This is a genomic window from Stenotrophomonas sp. P2112 (assembly GCF_041897515.1).
GTDB lineage: Bacteria > Pseudomonadota > Gammaproteobacteria > Xanthomonadales > Xanthomonadaceae > Stenotrophomonas > Stenotrophomonas sepilia.
On record NZ_CP169216.1, the window covers coordinates 2,934,705 to 2,957,740 of the forward strand.

Below are 23,036 nucleotides of genomic sequence, written 5' to 3' on the forward strand. Positions count from 1 at the left end.
ATGCGGCTGACTGATCTGGCCCCCCGTCAGCGGACGCCAAGAAGCGATACTTTGATCGCACTTGGAGGTCCCTTATGTCCCGTATCACCCGTCGTAGCTATACCGATGAGTTCAAGCACCAAGCCGTGGAGTTGGCCGAGTCGCTCGGGCCTGCCGCAGCAGCCCGTCAGCTGGAGATGTCGGTCAAGACGCTGGCAAATTGGCTTGACGCGGTCCGTGCTGGCCGGTCTCTGACCTCTGAGGCTCGCAGGCCAACCACCGACCTGGAAAGCGAGATCAGCCGCCTTCGGGCCGAGAACGCCAATCTGAAGATGGAGCGGGAAATCCTAAAAAAAGCGGCGGCGTTCTTTGCCAGAGAGTCCAAGTGAGGTACGCCTTCGTCGCCAGTCAAAGGACTCACTACCCGACCAGGTTGTTGTGTCGGGTTCTTGGGGTTTCTGTCTCTGGATTCCATGATTACCTGCGTCGGCAATGTGCCCAAGCGTGCGATGCCGATTCGGCCCTGCGTACCGAGCTTCGGGCCATTCATGTGACCAGCAAGCGCAGTTATGGGCGACGTCGGCTGGTCAGGGCCTTACGAGCCAGGAATCATCCAGTCGGCCACAAGCGCGTGGCACGGTTAATGGCCGAGGAGCGAATCCAGGGCAAGACCAAAGGCCGATTCCGACCCAAGTCCTCCGGCGGCTCATCTCAGCTCGCCCCCCAACCTGCTGGATCGGCAATTTGCCCCCGGAACCGGACCGACGGCGTGGGTCGGGGATATCACGTATGTCCCCACCCGCCAGGGATGGCTGCATCTGGCCGTGGTCATCAGCGTCCAGACCCGGCAGGTGCTGGGCTACAGCGTTTCCAAGCGTCTGACTGAAGAGCTGGTGGTGAAAGCATTTGCCAATGCCTGGGCTCTGCATCCACAACGACCCGGCCTGATCTTCCATTCAGATCGTGGTGGGCAGTACTGGGGGAACGAGTTTCGCCAGCTGCTGCAGTCCCATGACGTGGTCCAAAGCATGAGCCGGCCTGGCAATTGCTGGGACAACGCGGTGGCCGAGAGCTTCTTTGCGACGCTCAAGACAGAAGAGGCTGCCGAGCCTTACGCCAGTAGGGAACAAGCCAGCCAGTGCATCGCTGCTTACATCCACGGCTTCTACAATCCAGCCCGGCTACACTCGGCGCTGGGCTACCACTCGCCTAACAACTACGCCCGGCAGCTCCGGGCTGCCGCCTGAAACGGCTTCATGGCGTCCGTTTTCAGGGGGCCAGATCAGACACCCCGCACTCCGACACCGCCCCACCTCTGACAGTTTTCCGCGATGGGGTAGATCCACGCCATGCGTGGATGAATCTCTTTCAGATATCGAATCAATTCGGGGTCAGATCCGTTTTCCTGCGGAAAACGGATCTGACCCCAAGCGCCATTCCGGCAGGTCGCAGAAATCTGTCGAAGGCGGGGTGGGTCCGGTTGCGGGAGTGTCCGCGGCATGGATGCCGCGGCCAAGCCCCCATGGACGGGTTTACGGCGTCTCCCGCAACCGGACCCACCCCGCCATCCCACGGATAGCCAGCTTTTGCTTCGGCTGTTGCTGTTGCTGTTGCTCTGGCTTCGGCAGGTGCAGGGCTGCAAGCCCTGCCGAACACCCTCTACTTTGCCTGCTCGCAGAACTTCTGCCGGTACTCGAGCGCCTTCGGCATCAGTGCCTGCAGGTTCTGGATGCGGGTGCCCGGATTCGGGTGGGTGGAAGCGAACTCCGGCGGCGCCTGGCCGCCACTGGCCTGGCCCATGCGCTGCCACAGCGGCACCGCCTCGCGGGGATCGAAGCACGCCGCCGCAGCCAGCATCAGCCCCACTTCATCGGCCTGCGTCTCGTGGCTGCGCGCATAGGGCAGCAGATAGCCGTAGCCCATCGCCGACATCATCATCTGTTGCTGCTGCGCATCCATGCCGCTGGCGGCACCGGCCATCTGCCCGATCTGGGTCAGCTTCTGCTGCGCCATCCGCTGCGCACCATGGCGCAGCAGCGCGTGGGCGATCTCATGGCCCATCACCACCGCCATCGCATCACGCGTACGCGCCACCGGCACCAGGCCGGTGTAGACCGCCATCTTGCCGCCCGGCAGGCAGAACGCATTGGCCTGCTCGGACGGGATCACATTCACTTCCCACTGGAAATCCCGCGCGAAATGCGCCGGCTGCACGCCGTGCTCCTGTGCCAGCGCGGTCTCCACCACATCCACCTTGGCGATCAGGCGCTGCGCGATGTCGCGCACATCGCGCGCGATCGGCGCATTCGGATCCATCGGCCGTTCCTGCGCGAGGATCTGCTGGTAGGCCTGCAGACCGAGCGCGGTCTCCTGGCGCGCATCCAGGCTGCTGTCGATCATCACCTTCTCGCCGGTGTAGGGATCGACGGTGCGATTGGAGAACCAGTAGAACACCGCATAGCCCGCTGCCAGCAGCAGCACCCACCAGCGGATGTTGCCGAACAGGCCGCGTCGCTGCGGACCTTGGGGCGAGCGGGAAAAGGGATCGTTGCGCATCGGTGGTCTTCCAGCAGACCCCGCCGGCTGGCGGGCACGGCGCAATCTTAGTGCGCGGACGCCAGCAGCGGGTGAAGCCCGATGCCGCTCAGATGCCGCGCACCAGGCGGAAGCCGATGCGCGCATTGGTGGTGTCCGAATCCTGCGATTGCCGCCAGGCCGCACGGGTCTGCTCGGGCGCATTGGCCCAGTTGCCGCCCCGGATCACCCGCGACCGGCAGCCCGGGTTGAACCAGGCGACACCGTCGGACGGCGCACGCCGGTAGCTGGCGTGCCAGCAGTCGGCCACCCATTCGCTCAGATTCCCGGCCATGTCGTGCAGGCCGAAAGCATTGGCCTGGAAACTGGCCACCGGCGCCGGTCCCCACCAGCCATCGCCATAGCCGATGAATGCGTTGTGCCAATGCCGACCCGAAGGCGAGACGTCCTTGCTGCCGGTGAAATTGCCGCTGCCCGGCGGCGGCGTACCAGCGTCTCCCCAGGGGTAGCGGCCACTGCTCCCGGCGCGCAGCGCATATTCGAATTCGGCCTCGCTCGGCAGCCGGTAGCTGCGTCCTGTCTGCTCGGACAGCCATGCCGCGTAGTTCTCGGCATCCCGCACGCTGACATGCATCACCGGCGAGTTGCCCAGTGCGCGCGCGCCATCGTAATCCGAACGCCAGTCGACGCCGCTGCGGCGGATGAAATTGCCGCTGCGCTCGTCATAGACCACCGAGTGGCCGCGCCGGGTCGCACGTGGTCGTGCATTGGTCGACTTCACATAGCGCTCGAAATCGCCGACGGTAACCTCGGTGATCGCCATCGCGAAGCCGCGGTCAAAGCGCACGTAGTGGGAGGGGCGCTCGGCGTCGGTGGAGCCGGGCTCGGCATCACCCGCGCCCATCTGGAAGCCGCCATGCGGCACAACCACCATCTGCGGACCGCGCCCACCATCACGCATCGCGTCGCTGAACACCTGGCCCGGGCGGAAGCTGCCGTAATGGGTGGCCAGATCGATGCGTTCGCGCAGCTGGGCCACCACCGCATCCCCCGGCAAGGCGATGCGCAGGGCCTCGGCCAGCTTTTCGCGCGCCGGCTTCAGCCCCTGCGGCGTGGCCAGCTCGCGCAGGCCCTCATCACGCAGCTGCAGCAGCGCGGCGGCGCGGATCTGCTCGATGCGCTCGAAGGCATCGGCAATGGTCGGTGACGAGTCACGGACCTTGCTGGCTTCGGCCAGCCAGGTGCCCGCACTGGCAAAGTCGCGTACGCGCGCGGCGTCCTCGGCCCGGCGGATCAGGCCACTTTCGGCCGCCGCCAGGCCCTGCCGCGCCCGGCTGTTGTCTTCGTCCAGAGCCAGCGCTTCACGGAAGTTGCCAATCGCACCGTCACCGTCCTCGCCGATCCGCCCCGATCGCAGGTCTTCCTCGCCGGCACGGTTATAGGCCACCACGCGCTGGGCGAGCTCCACCCGGCCCTGCAGCGCGCGCACCTTCTCATCCTTCGGCGCCAGGGTCAGCAGCACCAGTGCCTGGCGACTCGCCTCGGCCAGCGCCTCGCGCTGCCGTAGTGGCCGAACCAGCAGAGCATCGGCCTGCTGCTGCAGGCGCTGGCGAGCACGCTGCAGGCCGCTGCGGGCCAGGCGATCATCCGGATCTTCCTCCTGCACCGCCAGCCACAGCGGAACCGCCGCGTCGGCGTCCTCGTACAGGTGCCCTTCGCTGAACGCCTTTTCGGCTGCGCGGCGCAGCTGGGCGACGCTGCGGCCCTGCCGGTCGACCCGTGGCGGTGTCCACCGCTGCACGTCCTCGGTGGCATCCTCACCGGCAATGGTGACGCTACCCTGCCCCACCCCCGGCGTCGGCTCCGCCAGTGAACCTTCCTGCGGCCGCGCGTCTTCGCCAGCAGCCGGCCCCGGCTCCGGTGTTGCCGAGGGCGACGGCGTGCAACCGGCCAAGGCCACGGCCAGAGCGGTGCACAGCACGGACGACAGCGGAAAACGCAAGCAGGATCTCCTTCGGCACGGACGCGGACCGACGTTAGGCTATTCTCCCCTGCCTGAGCAAACCCGAGTAGTAGGCCCTGACCCGTGGCAACCTGGATCACCACCCCCGCCGAGCTGGATGCGTACTTCCAGCAGCGTCCGGCCCGCATCGGCCTGGACACCGAATTCATCCGTGAACGCACGTTCTGGCCGCAGTTGGCTCTGGTGCAGATGGCGGTCGGGCAGGACATCCTGCTGATCGATCCGCTGATTCCCGGCATGGCCGAGGCACTGGCGCCGTGGCTGGCCGATGAGTCGATCACCAAGGTGATGCACAGCGCCAGCGAAGACCTGGTTGCCTTCAAGTGGACCTGCGGCGTGTTGCCGCGACCGCTGTTCGACACACAGATCGGCGCCTCGCTGGCCGGCATTGGTGGCGGCATGGGCTACCAGAAGCTGGTCGCGGAAATCACCGGCGTGGCGCTGGCCAAGGGCGAAACCCGCTCGGACTGGATGCGCCGTCCGCTCTCGGAGTCGCAACTGCAATACGCCGCCGACGACGTCGAGCACCTGTTCGCGCTGCATGACGCCATTGATGCCAAGTTGCAGGCGCTGGGCCGCCAGCAGTGGCTGCACGACGACGGCGAGCGCCTGCTGGCCAGCGTCGCCAATGACGAGGACCGCTGGCCGCATCTGGCGATGCGCTCAGCGCAGTTTCTCGATGCTCCCGCGCAGCGCCGCCTGCTGCGCCTGCTGCGCTGGCGTGATGTGCAGGCACGCAGCAGCGACCGCCCGCGCAGCTGGATCCTGGACAACGAACTGGCCGCCACGCTGGCACGCACGCCACCGGCCGATGCCGCCGCGCTGGCCACGCTGTTTGAACAGTTCCCGAAGGCACCGCGCAAGCTCGCCGGCGCGGTGTGGCAGGCGCTGGACACACCGCTGGCCGATGAGGCCGAGGCACCGCTGGCATTGCCCGCCAACGACACCAACAAGCAGGCACTGAAGAGGCTGCAGGACGCCGTTGCCGAGCGCAGCCGCGAGCTGGGTCTGCCGGATGGCGTGCTGGCCTCGCGCAAACATCTGGAAAGCTACCTGGAGCGCCGCCAATGGCCGGCCGCACTGGCCGGCTGGCGCCAGCAAGAACTGGAGTCGCGGCTGCAGGCGCTGCTGCCTGCACGCTGAAGTGCCGAGCGCGGCGCGGGATTGCGTTCCGGCCACCGTCGAAGGCCATGAAAAAGGGCGACCCGGATCACCGGGCCGCCCTTTGCATTCCAGCAGTACGATGGCGGGAAGACCCGCCACCGTGGCAACGCATTACCAGTTCATGTTCAGCGAGACACCGACGGTACGCGGTTCGTTGTAGACCGCCGCCATGTAGTTCTCGATCACACCCTTGAGGTTCTTCTCGTTGGTGATGTTGCGCGCGAACAGCGCCACTTCGTAGGCACCATAGTTGCCCGAGTAGCCGATCTTCAGGCCGCCTTCGAAATCACCTTTGGAGTTGAACTCCTTGCTGTCGTACAGCACGAAGCTGGTGTAGCCCTGCTTGTTCCAGTCGGTGGACACGAACATGGTGCCCGCGTCGCTGACCGGGAAGTCGTAACGGGCGGCCAGGTTGACGTTGTACTTCGGCGCGTTCGGCAGCGGGTTGCCGTCGATCTGCGCGAAGGTGTTGGCACCGACCTTGATGGTCGGGTCATTCACCGTGCACACCACCTGGCCGTTGAGGCCGCAGACCTGCGCGTAGACGCGCTTGTCCTTGATCTCGCTGTGCAGCAGGCTCAGGCCGGCGCTCAGGGTCAGGTTCGGGATCGGGCGCAGCTCCATGTCCGCTTCGAAACCATAGGCCTTGGCCTTGTCGGCGTTGAACAGCACGCCGTTGCCGTCCGAATCGTTGCCGTTGAGCTGGATGTCGTTGACGGTGTAGGTGAACGCGGTGGCGTTCAAGCGCAGGCGGTTGTCCCACAGGCTGCTCTTCACGCCCGCTTCCCAGGACAGGATGGTCTCGGAATCGGCGGTGGTGAAGTCGGCATTGAACACGGCCGAGCGGCCCTGGATGGTCGGGCCGCGGAAACCGCGGGCGACCTTGGCATAGACGCTTACGTCCGGCGTGATCTGATACATCGCGCTCAGATCCCAGCTCGGGGTGGTGTCGGACATCTTGACGTCGGTGCGGCCCTTGTAGGTGACCACGCCAGCGGCAGTGTCAGCCGTCTTCAGCAGGCGGGTGTGCTTCTCGTCCCGGGTCTGGCGCAGGCCGGCCGTGACGGTGAACTTGTCGGTGAAGGCATAGCTCAGCTGGCCGAAACCGGCCCACGAGGTGTTCTTGTTGCGCAGGCGCACCCAGTTGTTCGGGTTGCGGGCCGCGCCCTGCAGGAACCAGGCGCGCTGGTAGAAGTCGGTGGTGTCGCTGCCGTTGAAGTAGAACGCACCGGCCTGCCACTGCAGCGCGCTGTCGTCATGGCTGGCCAGGCGGAATTCCTGGGTCCACTGGTCCAGGTCGCGGATGCGGCCCATCGACTGGCCGTAGCCGTTCGGCACGCCGTTCACCGGGAAGTTCACCGCAGCGCCGCCGTCGGTGTCGCCACGGCTGTAGCCCGAGGTGGTTTCGTAGGCGGTGATTGAGGTGAAGTCGATCGCGCCGAAGTCGTAACGTGCCTTCACCGAGCCGCCGTAGGTCTTGTAGGCCTGCGGATTGTTGTCGGCTTCGTCGTAGGCAACCTTGTCGCGCGGCACGTCGGTCTTGTTCGAGCCCTTGGTCAGCGCACCGCGCAGGAACAGGGTCGAGGTACCTTCGTAATCACGGGCGTGGGCCGAGGCCAGGATCGAGAACTGGTCGCTCGGGGTCAGCAGCAGCTGCGCGCGCACGTTGCGGTCATCGAAGCCGCCCATCGCGTTCTTCTTCGGGCTGACCGTGCCGTCGGCACTCGGGCCCTTGTAGGTGTTGTCGACGTAGTCATCGCGGTGCTGGTACAGCGCCGACACGCGGAACGAGGCGATGTCATTGATCGGACCGCCGAAGCCGCCGTCGATCGACACGCTGTTGTAGGTCGCGTAGCTGGCGCTGACCCGGCCGGTGTAGTCCTGGGTCGGCTTCAGGGTGTCGAACTTGACGATGCCGGCGGTGGTGTTGCGGCCGAACAGCGAGCCCTGCGGGCCACGCAGCACTTCCACCTGGTCCACGTCATAGACCGGGTTGGACTTCAGCACCACGTGCTCCAGCACCACATCGTCCTGGATGATCGACACCGGCTGCGAGGCCCCCAGGTAGAAGTCGATATTGCCCAGGCCACGGATATAGAAGCGCGGGAAGATGCGGCCGGTGGTGGTTTCCGCATACAGGCTCGGCACGCGGCCGGACAGTGCCAGCAGGGTGTCGTCGCCGCCGGCGGTGAAGTCGCGCATGCGCTCGCCCTGTACCACACCCACCGAGACCGGCACTTCCTGCAGGTTCTGCTCACGGTGTTCGGCGGTCACGGTGATCGTGTCCAGGCCGGTCGGGGTCGGCGCGCTGTCCTGCGCGACGGCACCGAAGCTGCCGACAAGAGCCAGGCCGGCGCAGGCCAGGGCCAGCGGATGGCGGCGGAAGGAAACGAAGGAAGACGACATACCCGACAGGCGGCGGGAATCGGAATGGGAGGGCATGGAATGCTCTGAGGAGGCGTCCGTGCGGCCTGCGCGAGCCGGGCGGCAAAAAGGGGGGAAAACTGCGCAAGCGGCCATTATCCCCCAAATTGTTACGATTTCGTTGCGCGGCACCCGAACCCGGCGAAACAAGCGGTTTCGGCACAGTCCGCCGTCACCACCTTGGGGTCAGCTCCGTTCTCCCAAGGAAAACGGATCTGACCCCGAAGCTCCTGGCAGCCGGGTCAGCGCGACATCGACCCTCGCAAGTCGCCCGCATGCGCGCTGCGAAACCAACTCTCGCCTTTACTTCTACGGCGCCACGGCTTCGCGGGACGACTGCTCATTGCTGCCGCCCCCGGCATTGCCTTGCGCAACGCCTGGTCTCTGTCGAATTCGCCCTGCTGCGCCAAGCACTGGCCCGAATCCGGCCGGCACGGCGGTGGATCCAGGCCTTGCGTCGTCCCTGCCCGGCGCTTGGCAAGCCCGGCAGGCAGCGCTACACTGCAGCCCTGCCGTGGGGCCATAGCTCAGCTGGGAGAGCGCGTCGTTCGCAATGACGAGGTCAGGAGTTCGATCCTCCTTGGCTCCACCACTATTCAGAAGAACCCGTAGATCCTGGCGATCTACGGGTTTTTTCTTGTCTGGAATCCGCCTAGCCGGGTTCCTGGCCGCCATCCTTGCGGCGCGGGCTGCGCGAATGCGCATCACGCACCTGTTGGTCGCACTGGCCCGGCCGCTGCTTCGCCACGTTGTCCTGCTTCCGGTCCTGGCGGCTTTCCTGGATGCCCTGCTTCGGGTCCTGATCCTTGTCTGGCTCGTTCATCTGATTACTCCCTCATCGGCATCAGGCCGACGTTCTGCCCCACGCTAGAGGCCGGCGGGTAATCCACAGGTCAGTCCCGCGCCAACAGCGTGTGCACGAACCCACTTGCTGCGACGGTGAACACACGCCCAGAATCCGATGCAGCACGAATTCCGCGTACACCCATGCCCCCGCCCGCCCAGCACGCGGCACACACCGTGCCGATGAACTTCAATCCAACCGACGGCAGCATCCAGCTCGGCAACCTGCCAGCATTGATCGGCCCCACCTTGTCACTGGACGAAGCGCGCGTCGCCTTTGCCGCGCTGGTGCGAGGGGAGCGCGATGTCGGCACCGGCTATCACTGGCTCAGCCTGCACCGGCTCAGCCTGGGCGGTGCGCCCGCTGGCATCAGCCTGGGCTTCCACGGGCAACAGCTCGACAGGGTGACGATGGGCGTCGATCTGCCTGATGCGACACTGGAAGACGGCTGGCCGACCCAGGCCGCGATCGATGCCGAAGTCGCTTTCATGCGACGCACCCTGACCACGGCACTGGGGCGCAAACTGGCAGGTGGCCACGCCCGCTTCGGCTGGGGCGAGGCCTGGGCCCGGTTCGACCCGAAGGGATTCATGGCCAGCAGCGGCATCCGCTACGCGCCTCGCACGTGACGGCGCTCAGGTTCGGGTGATCGACACGCCGCCTTCAACGCGCATTGCGGTACCGGTAACGAAGCTGCTTTCATCGCTGGCCAGGAACAACGCCGCATTGGCGATCTCCTCCGGCTCGGCGATGCGCTTGAGCGCGTGCAGCGAGCGCACGAAATCACGCGCATCACCGGTCGGTGCCGCCTGCCGGCCCATCTCGGTATCGGTGCCCCCGGGCAGCAGCACGTTGCTGCGCACGCCACGCGCGCCGTATTCGGCGGCGATCACCTGGCTCAGGCCGATCAAGCCGGCCTTGCTCGACGCATAGGCCGCCATTCCCGGGAAGCCGACGGTGTGGCCGACGAAGGTGCCGACAAACACCAGTGAGCCACCGCCGCGTGCCAGCAACGCCGGCAACTGGGCGCGTGCGGCATGGAAGGCGGCATCGAGATTGGTGGCCATCACCTCGCGCCACGCATCCACCGGGAACTCTGCTGCCGGTGCACCGGGGCCGAGCATGCCGGCATTGTTGAGCGCGATGTCCAACCCACCGAATGACTGCTGGGCCAGTTCCACCAGCGCCGGTGCCGTGGCCGGATCAGCCACGTCCGCGGCATGCACCACCACCTCGCCACCGGCGGCGCGGATCTGCGCGGCCAGCGCCTGCAGCGGCTCTGGCCGCCGTGCGTTGAGCACCAGCTTTGCCCCTTCTGCAGCGAAGCGCAGCGCGCTGGCGCGGCCGATGCCGGCGCTGGCACCGGTGATGAGAGCAATCTTGTTGTTCAGCCGCATGGTCGTGGTACCGGTTGTGAAGTGGCCGCCACGATGCCGCGCCTATCGCCTGCCAACACTCCGTTTCCGGGCCCGGCCCATCGGTGCAGGAAACGGAGTTTCCGCAGAACCAGCACGTGCCAGAATCCGGCCATGGACAGCACCGCCACCACCGCCCTCGATGCCCGCGTCGAACGGGTTTGCCGCCACCTTCAAGCCAGCCACGACGAACCCTCGCTGCAGGAACTGGCCGGGATCGCGGGTTGCAGCCCAACCCGTCTGCATCGCCTTTTCAAGGAAGCAACCGGGTTGACCCCGAAGCAGTACGCTGCCGCGCTGCGCGCCGACCGCCTGCGCACCGGGCTGGAACAACAGGAACGCATCACCGACGCCTTCCACGATGCCGGCTTCGGCTCCAGCGGACGCTTCTACGAGAACGCGCCGAAGCTGCTGGGCATGACGCCGAAGCAATGGCGTGCCGGTGGTCGCGGCGAAGTCATCCACTTCGCGCTTGCCGAAAGTTCGTTGGGCAGCGTGCTGGTGGCCAGCAGTGCCACCGGCGTGGTCGCGATCCTGCTCGGCGACGATCCGGAAGCGCTGCTGCAGTCACTGCAGCAGCGCTTCCGCCAGGCCGAACTGGTCGGGGCCGACAGCGGCTATGAACAACTGGTGGCACAGGTGGTGGGCCTGGTCGAGGATCCCTCGCGAGGCGCCACGCTGCCGCTGGACATCCGCGGCACGGCCTTCCAGCAACGTGTATGGCAGGCGCTGCAGCAGATTCCGCGCGGACAGACGGCCTCATATGCCGAAATCGCCGCGCGTATCGGCGCGCCGCGATCGAGCCGCGCGGTGGCACGCGCCTGCGCAAGCAATCCGCTGGCCGTGGCGGTGCCCTGCCACCGGGTGGTGCGCCGCGACGGCGACCTGTCCGGCTATGCCTGGGGCGTGGCACGCAAGCGCGAACTGCTGCGCCGGGAAAAGCTCGCCAACGGCTGACGCGACCCGCAAGCCGCCGACCTTGTCGGCGCCCCCAACCTCCGGTAGCCGCCAACCTTGGCCGGCATCGGCCAAGCCCTCAGTCCAGCTTCACCACCAGCTTGCCGAAGTTGCGCCCCTGCAGCAGGCCAAAGAAGGCTTCCGGCGCCTTCTCCAGCCCTTCCACCACGTCCTCGCGGTACTGGACGCGGCCCTCGCGCAGCCACTGCGCCATCTCGCGCTCGAAGTCCGGCCACAGGTGCTTGAAGTCGTGCACGATGAAACCGCGCACGGTCAGGCGCTGGCGCAGGATCTGGCTGAACAGCGCCGGCAGGCGGTCCGGGCCAGGCTGCGCGACGCCACGATTGTTGTAGGTGGCGATGGTGCCGCACACCGGAATGCGGGCGAAGTCGTTGAGCAATGGCAGCACCGCATCCAGTACATGGCCCCCGACGTTCTCGAAGTACACGTCGATACCCGCAGGTACCGCCGCGCGCAGCTGCTCGGCAAAATCAGCCGCGCGATGATCCAGCGCCACGTCCACGCCCAGCGTCTGCAGATAGGCACGCTTGGCCTCGCCACCGGCGATAGCCACTACGCGCGCGCCCTGCAGCTTGGCCAACTGCGCCACGGTCGCGCCGACCGGCCCCGTTGCGGCGGCCACCACCAGCGTCTCTCCCGGCTGCAGGCGGGCGATTTCATGAAGGCTGGAATAGGCGGTGAAGCCCGGCATGCCATACACCCCCAGCGCCGTACTCAACGGCAGCCCGGCCGGGTCCAGGCGGCGGCCCAGCGCCTTGGCCGGCAGCACCGCGTGGGTCTGCCACCCGCCCGGCGCCAGCACCCGTTCGCCCACTGCGACACCCGCAGCCCTGGACTGCAATACCTCGGCCACGGTCTGGCCTTCCATCACAGCTTCCACTGCCACCGGCGCGGCATACGACGGTCCCTCATCCATGCGTCCACGCATGTACGGGTCCAGTGAGAGGTAGCGATTGCGCAGCAGCACCTCACCGTCGCCCAAGGGCGGCAGCGCGGCCTGCTCCAGGCGGAAATTGGCTGCAGTGGGCGCCCCCTGCGGACGCGACGCCAGCACGATGCGGGTGGTGGTCGATGAGTCGGACATGACGACGGTCTCTGCTGTTGCCAGCATCAGGAAAGGGACGCCGACACTACGCCGCAGCGTTCCCCCATGGGGGTCACGAAAACAGCGTTCCATGTCCGGTATCGGTGCCGTCCACGCGCAGGCCGCGCCACGCCGCGTTTGTCGATCACCGTGGCCCGCAGAATTCCGCCGCACGCGATGATCACCGCGCCACCGCGCACGGATGAATCGACATCCAGCGCCCCCCTGCCCCGCGACGGCGGATCAAGTACTTGCGTCTGCGCAGACGGCAATGTGAAGGTTTTTTGCCGAAATGCTTGCCGTAGCCGGCTGACCTCCGTAATATGCGCGTCCTTGGCAGCGACCTCGCTGCAATGAACTACGTGGCCGAGTAGCTCAGTTGGTAGAGCAGGGGATTGAAAATCCCCGTGTCGGCGGTTCGATTCCGTCCTCGGCCACCACGTTCGACAGCCTGCAGAAATGCGGGTCTTTTTTTCGGGAATCGCAGTTGATCGTGATTGCCACACAGTTTGGCCGAGTAGCTCAGTTGGTAGAGCAGGGGATTGAAAATCCCCGTGTCGGCGGTTCGATTCCGTCTTCGGCCACCATGTTTCGAGACCTGCAGAGATGCAGGTCTTTTTTTGTCCGTGCTTCGCGCACTGCACGAGTGGCGGATGCGGCGCCCGCGCACACGCCCGGTTGACGAAACATTTACACCGGCATGCGCGGCGGCACCTACGCTCCAGACTCCTGCCTGGAGCCTGACGATGCCTCTGCGCCCCGCCCTGTTCGCCTGCCTGCTGCTGGCCGCTTTCCCGGTGATCGCCACTGAACCTGTGCGCGCGGTCGAGCGCCTGGACATCGATCGCTACGCCGGCCAGTGGCACGAGATTGCGCATCTTCCGGTCTCGTTCCAGAAGCAGTGCGTGGGCGAGATCACCGCCAACTACGGACTGCGCAGCGATGGCCGCATCAGTGTCACCAACGCCTGCCGCAACGGCGACGGTGAGCGCGTGGTCGCCGAAGGCGTGGCACGCGCGGTGGCCGGCCATCCCGGCCAGTTGCAGGTGCGCTTCGCGCCGGACTGGCTGAGCTGGGTCCCGCTGGTCTGGGCCGACTACTGGGTGCTGGCGCTGGACCCGGACTATCAGTGGGCACTGGTCGGTGAACCGGACCGGAAGTACCTGTGGATCCTCTCGCGCCTGCCGGAAATGGATCGCGCACGCTTCGAAGCGCTGAAAGAAAAAGCCGAGGCCATGGGCTACGACCTGCGCCCGCTGCGCCTGATGGCCCCGCTTCGCGATACGCCCGCCGATTGAACCGCGTCGCAACCGCGGCGCCGCGCGCGCGCGGTCCGGCACCGCGCACGCCCGGCCGCCATCTTCACGCGCTACCCTCTGCGACGGGTCGCCACAGGCGATCCAAACAACCATACGCCGTAGTATGCTTATCCAAACGCACCCCTCCAGAGGACTTGCGCCCATGCTCCACCGTTTCCGTATCGCCTTGATTGTCCTGTGCACCCTCGCCCTTGTTGCCTGCAACAACGGCATCGTCAAGCGTGTTTCGGAACCGGCGGCCAGCCTGCAGCAGCTGACCGTGCGTGCCGACGGCAACTGGACCGTGGCCCTGCGCCTGCAGAACTTCAGCTCGATGCCGATGACCTTCGATGACATCTCGCTGGCGCTGACCGTCGGCGACAACGAAGCCGGCACCCTGCACGCCAAGCCCGGCATCTCCATCGGCGGAACCTCCGCCGACGTCATCAATGTCGACCTCGTGCCCAGCTCGGCCGCGCGCCTGGTGGTGGCCGATGCGCTGGCCAGCAACCGCACCCTGGCCTATGGCCTGAAGGGAACGGTGGCGGCCACGCCGCAGGAAAAGAAGCAGCGCAGCTTCGACATCAGCAGCCGCAGCACCCTCAACCAGGCCCCCGGCCTGCCCGGCGTGCTGCGCTGAACGCGCCTTTCGTGGCGGCGCCCGGCGCCGCTCTCCCCTGCCCTGATCAAATCGAGACGTACCGATGAGCAGCTACACCGCCCCGCTTTCCGACCTCCGTTTCGCCCTGCACGACGTGCTCAAGGTCGAACCCCTGTTCGCCCGCCTGGGCTTCACCGACGCCACCGCCGACGTGGTCGATGCCGTGCTGGAGGAAGCCGGCCGCTTCAGCGCCACCGTACTGGCCCCGCTCAACAGCGTCGGCGACGAGATCGGCTGCGTGCTCGACCAGGCCACCGGTGAAGTGACCACCCCGCCCGGCTTCAAGCAGGCCTACGACCAGTTCGTCGATGGCGGCTGGACCGGCCTGACCGCCTCGCCGGAGCTGGGCGGCCAGGGCCTGCCGCACACTCTGGGCGTGCCGCTGAACGAAATGATCAATGCCGCCAACCTGGCGTGGGGCAACTTCCCGCTGCTCTCCCACGGCGCCATCGAAGCACTGAAGCAGCACGGCGAGGCCTGGCAGCACGAGGCTTTCCTCAAGCCGCTGATCGAGGGCCGCTGGACCGGCACCATGTGCCTGACCGAACCGCACTGCGGTACCGACCTCGGCCTGCTCAAGACCAAGGCCGAGCCGAACGCCGATGGGAGCTATTCGATCACCGGCACCAAGATCTTCATCACCGCCGGCGAGCATGACCTGACCGGGAACATCGTGCACCTGGTGCTGGCCAAGCTGCCTGACGCTCCCCCGGGTGCCAAGGGCATCTCGCTGTTCGTCACCCCGAAGTTCAAGGTCGACCGCGACGGCAACGTCGGCGAGCGCAACGCACTGCGCTGCGGCTCGATCGAGCACAAGATGGGCATCAAGGGGTCGGTCACCTGCGTGATGAACTTCGATGGCGCGCAGGGCTACCTGGTCGGCCAGCCGCACAAGGGCCTGCAGGCGATGTTCACCATGATGAACACCGCGCGCCTGGGGGTCGGCCTGCAGGGCATCGGCCTGTCCGAGCGCGCCTACCAGAACGCGCTGAAGTACAGCCGTGAGCGCCTGCAGTCGCGCGCCCTGAGTGGTGCCAGATTCCCGGACAAGCCGGCCGACCCGATCCTGGTCCACCCGGATGTGCGCCGCATGCTGCTGACGGTGAAGTCGCTGGTCGAAGGCAGCCGCCTGCTGGCGCTGCACGCCGCCACCCTCATCGACGTTGCCCACCATGCCGAGGATGCGGCCGAGCGCGAGCGCGCCGACACCCTGGTGAGCTTCCTGACCCCGATCTCGAAGGCCTGCCAGACCGAATGGGGCATCGAGAACACCTACAACGCCCTGCAGTGCTTCGGTGGCCACGGCTACATCCGCGAACACGGCATGGAACAGCTGGCCCGCGATGCCCGAATCACCACGCTGTATGAAGGCACCACCGGCATCCAGGCGCTGGACCTGATCGGCCGCAAGACCGCGTCCAGCCAGGGCGCCGGCCTGAAGCTGATGCTGGCCGAGATCGAAGCCTTCGCCAAGGAACACGAGGGCAACGAAGCGCTGGCCGAGTTCATTGGCCCGCTGCGCGCCAAGGCCGCCGAATGGGGCAAGCTGACGATGGATGTGCTCCAGCGCGCGGCCGGCAATCCGGACGAACTGGGCGCGGCCAGCTACGACTACCTGTTCTATTCGGGTTACGTGGTGCTGGCCTACTGGTGGGCCCGCAGCGTCGCCGCCGCCGACGCCAGCGCACACGGCGCCGCCTTCGCCCAGGGCAAGCGCGAGACCGCGCGGTTCTACTTCGCCCGTGTGCTGCCGCGCACGCTCAGCCACGCCGCTGCGATCCAGTCCGGCGCCGCCCCGCTGATGGCGATGGACGACGAGCGCTTCGGCGCCTGAGCCGGGCTGCCGCCCGGCACCGGTAGTGCGGGCCGCTGGCCGGCAACCGCAACAGCCGGCTTCCTGCGGGATGGCGAGGTGGGTCCAATTGCGGGGGACGGCGCACGCCACCGGCCCCACCCCGCCTTCGACAGATTTCCGCTGCTGTTGGTAGGTGTCGACCTTGGTCAACACAGTAGATCCACGCCACGCGTGGATGAGGGGTCAGAGCCCTTTCCTGTGGAAAGGGATCCGACCCCGGCCCGGCAGCCCACCCCCGACCATCCCTCTGGAGAAGAGCCCCCTTTTGTTAAGGGGGCGCGCCGACAGGCGCGGGGATTAGGAGGAATGCGCGGACCTGAATGTTGACGATTTGTGTATCGCCTGTCGGCGATACACAAATCGTCAACATTCAGGTATAAGCTGTTCTCCCGATGGAGACAGACACTACACGCTTGGGTCTGATCGAAGCCGGAGCTCCGTTTTCTGCTCCGGGCGCCGAAGCATCGCCCAACGCCACGACGCTGCATCGCCCCGGTTCGGTCCGGCTGCTCTCGCTTGATGCCCACGGACGCGTACTGGACTGGATCACCTGGCAGGATGCGGCCTGCCTCTACGCCCGCGAGGCAGTGGCCTGGACGCTCGGCGATCCCTGCCTGCACATCCACGGTGGCACCAACCGCTTCAGCGGCCTGCAGAGCGGCATGGACCTGCACCCGATCATCGCCGCCCGCGGCCACGCCCGCTCCCGCGCGATCGACCCCACGCCGAACCTGACCAATCAGGCCCTGTTCGCCCGCGACGCCCATCTGTGCATGTACTGCGGCCAGCAGTTCACCCGCCCGACGCTTACCCGCGACCATGTCATGCCGCTGTCCAAAGGTGGCCTGGACTGCTGGGAAAACGTGGTCACCGCGTGCTTCCACTGCAATTCGCGCAAGAGCGACCGCACCCCGCAGCAGGCCGGCATGCCCCTGCTGGCAGTGCCCTACCGGCCCAGCTGGATCGAGCACCTGATCCTGTCCAACCGCAACATCCTGGCCGACCAGATGGCCTTCCTGAAGGCGCAGTTGCCCAAGCGCTCGAAACTCAGCACCTGAACGCCCGAAAATGCAACCCTCACCGTCCTGTCACGGACGGCGGCGTTTGCTTGCCCCACCCCCGTTTGAGGGCGAAAATGGGCGTTCAGAAAAAGTGCGAACATGATGATCGACTCTGCCCGCTATCCCCGCCTCGCGCGCATCCAGACACCGGATGACCTGCGCACGTTCGACGAATCCGAATTGAGGGCGGTCGCCGACGAACTGCGCGCCTACCTCATCGAATCGGTGGGCAAGAGCGGAGGTCACTTCGCCGCCGGCCTGGGCGTTATCGAGCTCACGGTGGCCCTGCACTATCTGTACCAGACCCCGGTCGACCAGCTGGTGTGGGACGTCGGCCATCAGACCTACCCGCACAAGATCCTGACCGGCCGCCGCGACGAGATCCATACTGTCAAGCAGAAGGACGGTGTCGCGCCGTTCCCGAAGCGCGAGGAAAGCGAGTACGACACCTTCGGCGTCGGCCACTCCTCCACCTCGATCTCGGCCGCGCTCGGCATGGCCATCGCCCGCCAGTCCGAAGGCGACGACCGCAAGGTTGTGGCAGTGATCGGTGACGGCGCGATGACTGCCGGCATGGCATTTGAGGCGCTGATGCACGCCGGTGGCATGGAGCCGGAGCCGAACCTGCTGGTGATCCTCAACGACAACAACATGTCGATCTCCGAGGCAGTGGGCGGCCTGACCAAGATGCTGGGCCGAGCGACCGGCAGCCGTACGCTCAACGCGCTGCGCGAAGGTGGCAAGAAGATCCTCGGTGACAAGAAGAACAACCCGGCGCGTTTCGTGAAGCGCTGGGAAGAACACTGGAAGGGCATGTTCGTGCCCTCCACGATGTTCGAGGAAATGGGCTTCCACTACACCGGCCCGATCGACGGCCACGACATGCCGGCCCTGTTGTCCACCCTGAAGACGCTGCGCGCCTCCAAGGGCCCGAAGCTGCTGCATGTGATGACCACCAAGGGCAAGGGCTACGAGCCGGCAGAAGGCGATCAGATCGGTTACCACGCCGTGGGCCCGTTCGATCCGGACAAGGGCCTGGTGGCCAAGGCCGGGGCCAAGAAGCCGACCTATACCGATGTATTCAGCGACTGGCTGTGCGATGCCGCCGCCGCCGAGCCGCGCCTCTACGGCATCACTCCGGCGATGCGCGAAGGCTCTGGCCTGGTGCGCTTCAGCAAGGAATACCCGCAGCGCTATTTCGACGTGGCGATCGCCGAGCAGCACGCGGTCACCCTCGCCGCCGGCATGGCCACCCAGGGTGGCAAGCCGGTGGTGGCGATCTACTCCACCTTCCTGCAGCGTGCGTACGACCAGCTGGTGCACGACGTGGCGATCCAGGATCTGGACGTGCTGTTTGCGATCGACCGCGCTGGCGTGGTCGGTCCGGACGGCGCGACCCACGCCGGCAACCTCGACCTCAGCTTCCTGCGCTGCGTGCCGAACATGGTGGTGATGGCACCCTCCAATGAAGCCGAGTGCCGGCAGATGCTCAGCACCGGCCTGCAGCACCCGGGTCCGGCGGCCGTGCGCTACCCGCGCGGTACGGGTACCGGCGTTGCGGCCGGCACCGACCTGTCGACCCTGCCGATCGGCAAGGGCGAGTTGCGCCTGCAGGGCAACCGCATCGCCCTGCTTGCCTTCGGCAGCACCGTGCCCGCCGCCGAGCAGGTCGGCCGCGAACTGGGCCTGAGCGTGGTCAACATGCGCTTCATCAAGCCACTGGATCGCGAGCTGGTGCTGACCATGGCCGCGCAGCACGAGGGCCTGGTCACGATCGAAGACAACGTCGTGGCCGGCGGTGCCGGTTCCGGTGTCGGTGAACTGCTCAATGCCGAAGGCGTGCTGCGTCCGATCCTGCACCTGGGCCTGCCCGACAGCTACCAGCACCACGCCAGCCGCGAGGACCTGCTGGCCGAAGCCGGTATCGATGCGGCCGGCATCCGCGCCGCCGTGCTCAAGCGTTGGCCACAGCTGGCCGCAGGCAGCCCACCGCTGAGCGCAGCGGGCTGAGGCCGATCAGGAATCCACGCATCACGGGAAGGTGCAGCCGAAGGCTCGCACCTTCCACGGTGGAAGCAGGTGGTTCCACGCCATGCGTGGATGGCCGGACCCCGCAGGCCCGCCCCGGCAGGCGCCCCACGCTCAACCGTAACTGACCGCTTCCACGAACGCCCCGCTGGCCTCCACGCGCACGGCGGCGCGCTGCCCGGTGTCGACGAAGTGCAGGCGGGCCAGGGTCTCGGCAAAGTCATAGGCTCGTGCGCCATCACGGAACTCGATTGGCTCCGGCCTATCCGGGTGCAGCACGCGCCACTGGCGCTGTTCGCATTGCAGGCGGATCAACATGCAGCTCACTCCTTGAGGCAGCGTATCGACGGCGGCGCGATGCTGATGCCGGCTACGGCAATCGACATCGGGAATCAGGGCACGCAAGGCGCCCTGATCACAGACGATACGGCGTTCAAAATGTGAGCTGTATCAGATTATTCTGATTTTCATGGGTTGAATCCGTAAAGCTCAGTTCACCTGAAACTGCGCCCTGCAGCCATCGCTCACCCAGATGCCGCGGCGATCCCAGCCCCAGCTCTGGCCTTCGATGCAGGCACTGCGCGAGTCCTGGCGGATCAGGCGCACGCCCCGGCGGATGCGGGCATCGCAGTACTCCTGCCGGTGGCCATTGGAATGGCAGGTAACCACATCGCCGCCACCCCATCCATTGCCGTTGCCCCAGCCGCCGCCATTGCCGCCCCAGCCGCCGCCGCGGCGGTACTCACCGACGAATTCGGCACGGCACCCCTGTGTGACCCAGACGCCGTTGCGCGACTGGCCCCAGGTCTCACCTTCCACACAGGGCGAACCGGACAACTGGCGGATCAGCCGCGCGCGGCCATCCAGGCGGCACTCGTTGCTGCGGTTCTTGACCGACTCGCAGCGCACGATGCCACTGCCATCGCGGCCGCCATAGCGGTCGTCGTCGTAGCCGTAGCCATAGCTCTGCGCCTGGGCGCCGCCGGCGGCCGCCAGCATCGGCAACAGGGTGCAGGCCAGGGTGCGCCAGGTGAGTGCCTTGCCCATCGAGATCTCCAGATGAATACGATGGCGCAAGCATCCGGGATTCACGGCCCGGCGCACAGAGGGAGGCGCGATGGCAGTTGTTCCTCCATTCAAACAACTCAACCGTGGCTGACTGCACTACGGGGGGCTGGCGTCACTCTCCAACGTAAAGCGCGTCTACCGTGTTGCCAAGCGCCTCGACCCGCACCGTGCTGCGCTGGCCGGTGCGGCGGTGATGCTCCAGGGCCAGCGCGGCGGCGGCATCAAAGGCGTCGGCGCCCCGGGCGTAACCGGTGGTGTCGCTCATCTGCGGATGCAGTACGGACCAGCGCTGGGCATTGCATTGGACGGTGATGACCATCGGGAGGCTCCTGCGGATGAAAGGGTGCAGTGGCAGGCAGCGGGCCGCTTGCCGTTACACCATCAGGCTAGCGACCGCCTCCGGGATGGCCTATCAGATTTGTACGAAAATGCCGCGCCTTCGCGTCGGATCTTGGCTTTCCTCACATCCCTGAGTCCGTTTAGCCCGTTCATTCCGTGATCCTTGTCACGGAGTCAGGCTGGCTTCACACTACCGTCATCAACAGGGGCCCCTTCCACATGCGCACCTTCTTCTCACAGCAACGCTGGACGTTGCTGAAGTTCTATTTCGTGGCCAGCTATCTGATCCTGATCGAAGAGTTGATCCGCGCCGCCGTGCATTGAGCGCTTGCTGTCGAGCTATTTGCGACAGAAAATGTCGCTTTAGGCGCGGAGCTCGCACATGAAGGTGCTTCTTCTGATCCCGGCCCTGCTGGCTCTGGCCGGCTGTGCCAGCCAGGACACGGCGACCGCGCGCGCTGATGCCGCTGAGGCGTCGCCAGCGACGCCGGTGGTGGGGGGCGACCGTGATGCGCACGGCTGTATCGGCTCTGCCGGGTATCAGTGGTGCGAACACAGCCAGCGCTGCGAGCGCCCCTGGGAGCTGGCGCAGGCGCAGGGCCTGGCCAACACGGCCGAGGCCATCGACGCGTACTGCGCCAAGCCCGCCAGCCCGGCGCGCAAGTGAGCACGCCCTGCCATGGCTGAGCTGACTCCCCTGCCCGATCTCGCCCGTGGCCGGTATCGCCACTTCAAGGGCGGCGACTACGAGGTGATCGACATCGTCCGCAGCAGCGAGACGTTGGAGCCGATGGTGCTCTATCGCGCACTCTATGGCGAAGGCGGCCTGTGGGTACGCCCCTACCCGATGTTCATCGAGCAGGTTCCGGGCGAACACGGCCCGCAGGCGCGCTTCGCTCGCATCGACGACTGATCCGGTGCGACCCGCAGTGAACCGGAGCCCACGATGAACCCCTATGTCTACTTGGCCGCCGCCATCGTGCTGGAAGTGATCGCCACGTCGCTGCTGAAGGCCTCGGACGGCATGAGCCGGCTGTGGCCGACAGTGGGCGCGCTGGTTGGCTATGGGCTGTGCTTCTACCTGCTGTCGGTCACCATGAAGTCGGTGCCGACCGGCATCGCCTATGCAATCTGGTCCGGCGTCGGCATCGTGCTGATCTCGCTGATCGGCTTGGTGGTGTTCAAGCAGCGGCTGGATGCACCGGCATTGATCGGGATCGGCCTGATCTGCGCCGGCGTACTGGTGATCAATCTGTTCTCGCGCAGCAGCGCGCACTGAAGACGCTGCTGCGCGAACGGCGATAGCTGACCTTCTTCAGCTGACCTTCTTCGCCACGCTCATGCCGATCAGGAACAGCACCACGGCGATGATGATGCCTGCCCAGAACAGGAACTTGGCAATGCCCACGGCGGCGCCAGCGATGCCGCCGAAGCCCAGCACGCCCGCGATGATGCCGATGATGGCGAAGATGATGGCCCACTTGATCATGTCGATCCTTTCCCAGCAGGGAATGCAAACGGTGCGATCAGGCTAGGCCTCCACCGATGCGGCGCTCGTGAACGGGCCGCGTGTGCGGCGTGAATCAACGCGGCCGGAAGCGCAACAACGCCACTGCGAAAGCCAGGAACACGCTTCCCACCAGCCGCTCGAACCAGCGCCGTGCGAATGGCTTGGCGAGCCAACGGCGCAGGCCGTGACCACCGGCCGCATACATCACGTACCAGAACAGTTCGCAGGCCGCGAAGGTCGCCACCAGCACGCTGTACTGCACGGCCTGGCTGCGCGACGGGTCGACGAACTGTGGCAGGAACGCTGCGGCGAACAGCAGTAGTTTGGGATTGCTCAGGCCGACCCACAGGCCGCCGCGGAACACCGTTCCTGCGCCATGTACCGGCGCCAGTGTGACCTCGTCAGCATCGGCCACCGCGGGTGCGGGCCGGCAACTGTCGCGCCAGGCCTTGATGCCGAGCCAGGCCAGGTAGGCCACACCGAGATAGCGCAGCACCTCGAACAGCATGGGCGAGGAATGCAGCAGCGCACTCAGGCCCGCTGCGGAAGCCGCCAGCACCAGCAGCATCGCCAGCAGGCAGCCGGCCATGGCCGGCACGCTGCCGCGAAATCCCAGCCCGACGCTGCGGCCAAGGATGTGCAGCATGTTGGGCCCAGGCGTCCCGCACAGCACGAAGACCGTGGCCAGGAACCACCACCAGGTATGCAGGGCCATGTCGGGCGTCCACTTCAGAACATCCAACCAGCATAGAGTGCGCCGGCCTGGCGCG

Annotated in this window: 23 protein-coding genes, 3 tRNA genes and 2 pseudogenes; 17 read left to right on the forward strand and 11 right to left on the reverse strand. The window is 66.4% G+C overall.

Annotated features, from left to right (window positions below; genetic code table 11):
• Nucleotides 1-74 precede the first annotated feature (74 nt).
• From ACEPA4_RS13650 to ACEPA4_RS13660, 3 genes and pseudogenes are all read left to right on the forward strand, one after another.
• Nucleotides 75-368: a transposase gene (locus ACEPA4_RS13650; RefSeq protein WP_032954795.1), complete on the forward strand. Its 294-nt coding sequence runs from the start codon at nt 75-77 to the stop codon at nt 366-368.
• Nucleotides 365-652: pseudogene (locus tag ACEPA4_RS13655) on the forward strand (IS3 family transposase); the annotation flags it as partial. The gene ACEPA4_RS13650 and the pseudogene ACEPA4_RS13655, both read left to right, overlap by 4 nt.
• Nucleotides 653-662: 10 nt before the next feature.
• Nucleotides 663-1,226 (forward strand): annotated as a pseudogene (locus ACEPA4_RS13660) (IS3 family transposase); the annotation flags it as partial.
• Between the two features lie 412 nt (nt 1,227-1,638).
• On the opposite strand, the gene ACEPA4_RS13665 reads toward ACEPA4_RS13660, so the two are convergent.
• Entirely contained in the window at nt 1,639-2,535 is an 897-nt protein-coding gene (locus tag ACEPA4_RS13665) for a M48 family metallopeptidase (protein WP_065186028.1), read from the reverse strand.
• 88 nt (nt 2,536-2,623) lie between these two features.
• Nucleotides 2,624-4,516: a formylglycine-generating enzyme family protein gene (locus ACEPA4_RS13670; protein WP_065179569.1), complete on the reverse strand. Its 1,893-nt coding sequence runs from the start codon at nt 4,514-4,516 to the stop codon at nt 2,624-2,626.
• Between the two features lie 84 nt (nt 4,517-4,600).
• On the opposite strand from ACEPA4_RS13670, the gene rnd reads away from it, so the two are divergent.
• Nucleotides 4,601-5,680 (forward strand): ribonuclease D, encoded by a 1,080-nt coding sequence (rnd, locus tag ACEPA4_RS13675; RefSeq protein WP_005417789.1) that lies wholly within the window; start codon nt 4,601-4,603, stop codon nt 5,678-5,680.
• Nucleotides 5,681-5,812: 132 nt separating this feature from the next.
• Here rnd and ACEPA4_RS13680 read toward each other — a convergent pair whose 3' ends face one another.
• Nucleotides 5,813-8,143 carry a TonB-dependent receptor gene (locus ACEPA4_RS13680; RefSeq protein ID WP_065186027.1) on the reverse strand — a complete coding sequence of 777 codons (2,331 nt, stop codon included), beginning with the start codon at nt 8,141-8,143 and terminating at the stop codon, nt 5,813-5,815.
• Between the two features lie 498 nt (nt 8,144-8,641).
• Between ACEPA4_RS13680 and ACEPA4_RS13685 the strand changes: the two genes are divergently transcribed.
• A tRNA-Ala gene (locus ACEPA4_RS13685) sits at nt 8,642-8,717 on the forward strand.
• A 60-nt stretch (nt 8,718-8,777) separates the two neighbouring features.
• Here ACEPA4_RS13685 and ACEPA4_RS13690 read toward each other — a convergent pair.
• Nucleotides 8,778-8,948 (reverse strand): hypothetical protein, encoded by a 171-nt coding sequence (locus tag ACEPA4_RS13690; RefSeq protein WP_005417792.1) that lies wholly within the window; start codon nt 8,946-8,948, stop codon nt 8,778-8,780.
• 164 nt (nt 8,949-9,112) lie between these two features.
• Here ACEPA4_RS13690 and ACEPA4_RS13695 point away from each other — a divergent pair, with 164 nt between their 5' ends.
• A complete protein-coding gene (locus tag ACEPA4_RS13695; RefSeq protein WP_065179572.1) occupies nt 9,113-9,598 on the forward strand; it encodes a hypothetical protein in 486 nt (161 codons plus the stop codon).
• Nucleotides 9,599-9,604: 6 nt separating this feature from the next.
• Here ACEPA4_RS13695 and ACEPA4_RS13700 read toward each other — a convergent pair whose 3' ends face one another.
• Nucleotides 9,605-10,366 (reverse strand): SDR family oxidoreductase, encoded by a 762-nt coding sequence (locus tag ACEPA4_RS13700; RefSeq protein WP_262090826.1) that lies wholly within the window; start codon nt 10,364-10,366, stop codon nt 9,605-9,607.
• A gap of 132 nt (nt 10,367-10,498) precedes the next feature.
• Between ACEPA4_RS13700 and ACEPA4_RS13705 the strand changes: the two genes are divergently transcribed.
• Nucleotides 10,499-11,341, forward strand: coding sequence for a bifunctional transcriptional activator/DNA repair enzyme AdaA (locus ACEPA4_RS13705; RefSeq protein ID WP_065196615.1), 843 nt, complete (start codon nt 10,499-10,501; stop codon nt 11,339-11,341).
• Nucleotides 11,342-11,420: 79 nt separating this feature from the next.
• Here the strand turns inward: ACEPA4_RS13705 and ACEPA4_RS13710 are convergent, their stop codons facing one another.
• Entirely contained in the window at nt 11,421-12,446 is a 1,026-nt protein-coding gene (locus ACEPA4_RS13710) for an NADP-dependent oxidoreductase (RefSeq protein ID WP_164093382.1), read from the reverse strand.
• A gap of 364 nt (nt 12,447-12,810) precedes the next feature.
• Here ACEPA4_RS13710 and ACEPA4_RS13715 point away from each other — a divergent pair.
• The 7 genes from ACEPA4_RS13715 (at nt 12,811) to dxs (ending at nt 19,331) form a co-directional block, all read left to right on the forward strand.
• Nucleotides 12,811-12,886: transfer RNA gene (locus tag ACEPA4_RS13715), tRNA-Phe, on the forward strand.
• Between the two features lie 71 nt (nt 12,887-12,957).
• Nucleotides 12,958-13,033, forward strand: a tRNA-Phe gene (locus tag ACEPA4_RS13720).
• A gap of 159 nt (nt 13,034-13,192) precedes the next feature.
• Nucleotides 13,193-13,744 (forward strand): lipocalin family protein, encoded by a 552-nt coding sequence (locus tag ACEPA4_RS13725; RefSeq protein ID WP_005417806.1) that lies wholly within the window; start codon nt 13,193-13,195, stop codon nt 13,742-13,744.
• Nucleotides 13,745-13,907: 163 nt separating this feature from the next.
• Nucleotides 13,908-14,384 (forward strand): LEA type 2 family protein, encoded by a 477-nt coding sequence (locus ACEPA4_RS13730; protein ID WP_065196612.1) that lies wholly within the window; start codon nt 13,908-13,910, stop codon nt 14,382-14,384.
• Nucleotides 14,385-14,448: 64 nt separating this feature from the next.
• A complete protein-coding gene (locus tag ACEPA4_RS13735; protein WP_065196611.1) occupies nt 14,449-16,239 on the forward strand; it encodes an acyl-CoA dehydrogenase C-terminal domain-containing protein in 1,791 nt (596 codons plus the stop codon).
• 413 nt (nt 16,240-16,652) lie between these two features.
• Nucleotides 16,653-17,318, forward strand: coding sequence for an HNH endonuclease (locus ACEPA4_RS13740; protein ID WP_032954353.1), 666 nt, complete (start codon nt 16,653-16,655; stop codon nt 17,316-17,318).
• 105 nt (nt 17,319-17,423) lie between these two features.
• Entirely contained in the window at nt 17,424-19,331 is a 1,908-nt protein-coding gene (gene dxs, locus ACEPA4_RS13745) for a 1-deoxy-D-xylulose-5-phosphate synthase (protein WP_053499260.1), read from the forward strand.
• Between the two features lie 132 nt (nt 19,332-19,463).
• On the opposite strand, the gene ACEPA4_RS13750 is transcribed toward dxs, so the two are convergent.
• The 3 genes from ACEPA4_RS13750 to ACEPA4_RS13760 form a co-directional block, all read right to left on the reverse strand.
• Nucleotides 19,464-19,667 carry a hypothetical protein gene (locus tag ACEPA4_RS13750; protein WP_005417823.1) on the reverse strand — a complete coding sequence of 68 codons (204 nt, stop codon included), beginning with the start codon at nt 19,665-19,667 and terminating at the stop codon, nt 19,464-19,466.
• 171 nt (nt 19,668-19,838) lie between these two features.
• Complete coding sequence (locus ACEPA4_RS13755) at nt 19,839-20,396, reverse strand: DUF3011 domain-containing protein (protein ID WP_005417825.1); 558 nt, start codon at nt 20,394-20,396, stop codon at nt 19,839-19,841.
• Nucleotides 20,397-20,529: 133 nt separating this feature from the next.
• Complete coding sequence (locus tag ACEPA4_RS13760; protein ID WP_065196610.1) at nt 20,530-20,736, reverse strand: hypothetical protein; 207 nt, start codon at nt 20,734-20,736, stop codon at nt 20,530-20,532.
• Between the two features lie 402 nt (nt 20,737-21,138).
• Here ACEPA4_RS13760 and ACEPA4_RS13765 point away from each other — a divergent pair, with 402 nt between their 5' ends.
• From ACEPA4_RS13765 to ACEPA4_RS13775, 3 genes are read left to right on the forward strand one after another with little or no spacing between them, the layout of a single operon-like run.
• Nucleotides 21,139-21,423 (forward strand): hypothetical protein, encoded by a 285-nt coding sequence (locus ACEPA4_RS13765; protein ID WP_065196609.1) that lies wholly within the window; start codon nt 21,139-21,141, stop codon nt 21,421-21,423.
• A gap of 12 nt (nt 21,424-21,435) precedes the next feature.
• Nucleotides 21,436-21,669, forward strand: a complete 234-nt coding sequence (locus ACEPA4_RS13770) for a DUF1653 domain-containing protein (RefSeq protein ID WP_005417832.1) — start codon at nt 21,436-21,438, stop codon at nt 21,667-21,669.
• A 33-nt stretch (nt 21,670-21,702) separates the two neighbouring features.
• Nucleotides 21,703-22,035 (forward strand): SMR family transporter, encoded by a 333-nt coding sequence (locus ACEPA4_RS13775; RefSeq protein WP_065179577.1) that lies wholly within the window; start codon nt 21,703-21,705, stop codon nt 22,033-22,035.
• A 36-nt stretch (nt 22,036-22,071) separates the two neighbouring features.
• On the opposite strand, the gene ACEPA4_RS13780 is transcribed toward ACEPA4_RS13775, so the two are convergent.
• Both ACEPA4_RS13780 and ACEPA4_RS13785 read right to left on the reverse strand, forming a co-directional pair.
• The gene (locus tag ACEPA4_RS13780; protein ID WP_005417836.1) at nt 22,072-22,245 is read right to left on the reverse strand and encodes a DUF1328 domain-containing protein; all 174 of its coding nucleotides are present in this window, start codon (nt 22,243-22,245) and stop codon (nt 22,072-22,074) included.
• Nucleotides 22,246-22,339: 94 nt separating this feature from the next.
• A complete protein-coding gene (locus ACEPA4_RS13785; RefSeq protein ID WP_005417837.1) occupies nt 22,340-22,981 on the reverse strand; it encodes a LysE family translocator in 642 nt (213 codons plus the stop codon).
• Between the last annotated feature and the right edge of the window lie 55 nt (nt 22,982-23,036).

What these genes read in the sequence shown, in the direction of transcription:
- ACEPA4_RS13710 (WP_164093382.1), bottom strand. Translation starts at nt 12,446, where the DNA reads ATGTCCGACTCATCGACCACCACCCGCATCGTGCTGGCGTCGCGTCCG.
- ACEPA4_RS13665 (WP_065186028.1), bottom strand. Translation starts at nt 2,535, where the DNA reads ATGCGCAACGATCCCTTTTCCCGCTCGCCCCAAGGTCCGCAGCGACGC.
- ACEPA4_RS13730 (WP_065196612.1), top strand. Translation starts at nt 13,908, where the DNA reads ATGCTCCACCGTTTCCGTATCGCCTTGATTGTCCTGTGCACCCTCGCC.
- ACEPA4_RS13755 (WP_005417825.1), bottom strand. Translation starts at nt 20,396, where the DNA reads ATGGGCAAGGCACTCACCTGGCGCACCCTGGCCTGCACCCTGTTGCCG.
- ACEPA4_RS13650 (WP_032954795.1), top strand. Translation starts at nt 75, where the DNA reads ATGTCCCGTATCACCCGTCGTAGCTATACCGATGAGTTCAAGCACCAA.
- ACEPA4_RS13765 (WP_065196609.1), top strand. Translation starts at nt 21,139, where the DNA reads ATGAAGGTGCTTCTTCTGATCCCGGCCCTGCTGGCTCTGGCCGGCTGT.
- dxs (WP_053499260.1), top strand. Translation starts at nt 17,424, where the DNA reads ATGATCGACTCTGCCCGCTATCCCCGCCTCGCGCGCATCCAGACACCG.
- ACEPA4_RS13780 (WP_005417836.1), bottom strand. Translation starts at nt 22,245, where the DNA reads ATGATCAAGTGGGCCATCATCTTCGCCATCATCGGCATCATCGCGGGC.
- ACEPA4_RS13680 (WP_065186027.1), bottom strand. Translation starts at nt 8,143, where the DNA reads ATGCCCTCCCATTCCGATTCCCGCCGCCTGTCGGGTATGTCGTCTTCC.
- ACEPA4_RS13735 (WP_065196611.1), top strand. Translation starts at nt 14,449, where the DNA reads ATGAGCAGCTACACCGCCCCGCTTTCCGACCTCCGTTTCGCCCTGCAC.
- ACEPA4_RS13690 (WP_005417792.1), bottom strand. Translation starts at nt 8,948, where the DNA reads ATGAACGAGCCAGACAAGGATCAGGACCCGAAGCAGGGCATCCAGGAA.
- ACEPA4_RS13770 (WP_005417832.1), top strand. Translation starts at nt 21,436, where the DNA reads ATGGCTGAGCTGACTCCCCTGCCCGATCTCGCCCGTGGCCGGTATCGC.
- ACEPA4_RS13700 (WP_262090826.1), bottom strand. Translation starts at nt 10,366, where the DNA reads ATGCGGCTGAACAACAAGATTGCTCTCATCACCGGTGCCAGCGCCGGC.
- ACEPA4_RS13740 (WP_032954353.1), top strand. Translation starts at nt 16,653, where the DNA reads ATGGAGACAGACACTACACGCTTGGGTCTGATCGAAGCCGGAGCTCCG.
- ACEPA4_RS13725 (WP_005417806.1), top strand. Translation starts at nt 13,193, where the DNA reads ATGCCTCTGCGCCCCGCCCTGTTCGCCTGCCTGCTGCTGGCCGCTTTC.
- ACEPA4_RS13760 (WP_065196610.1), bottom strand. Translation starts at nt 20,736, where the DNA reads ATGGTCATCACCGTCCAATGCAATGCCCAGCGCTGGTCCGTACTGCAT.
- ACEPA4_RS13785 (WP_005417837.1), bottom strand. Translation starts at nt 22,981, where the DNA reads ATGGCCCTGCATACCTGGTGGTGGTTCCTGGCCACGGTCTTCGTGCTG.
- ACEPA4_RS13695 (WP_065179572.1), top strand. Translation starts at nt 9,113, where the DNA reads ATGCCCCCGCCCGCCCAGCACGCGGCACACACCGTGCCGATGAACTTC.
- ACEPA4_RS13750 (WP_005417823.1), bottom strand. Translation starts at nt 19,667, where the DNA reads ATGTTGATCCGCCTGCAATGCGAACAGCGCCAGTGGCGCGTGCTGCAC.
- ACEPA4_RS13705 (WP_065196615.1), top strand. Translation starts at nt 10,499, where the DNA reads ATGGACAGCACCGCCACCACCGCCCTCGATGCCCGCGTCGAACGGGTT.
- ACEPA4_RS13775 (WP_065179577.1), top strand. Translation starts at nt 21,703, where the DNA reads ATGAACCCCTATGTCTACTTGGCCGCCGCCATCGTGCTGGAAGTGATC.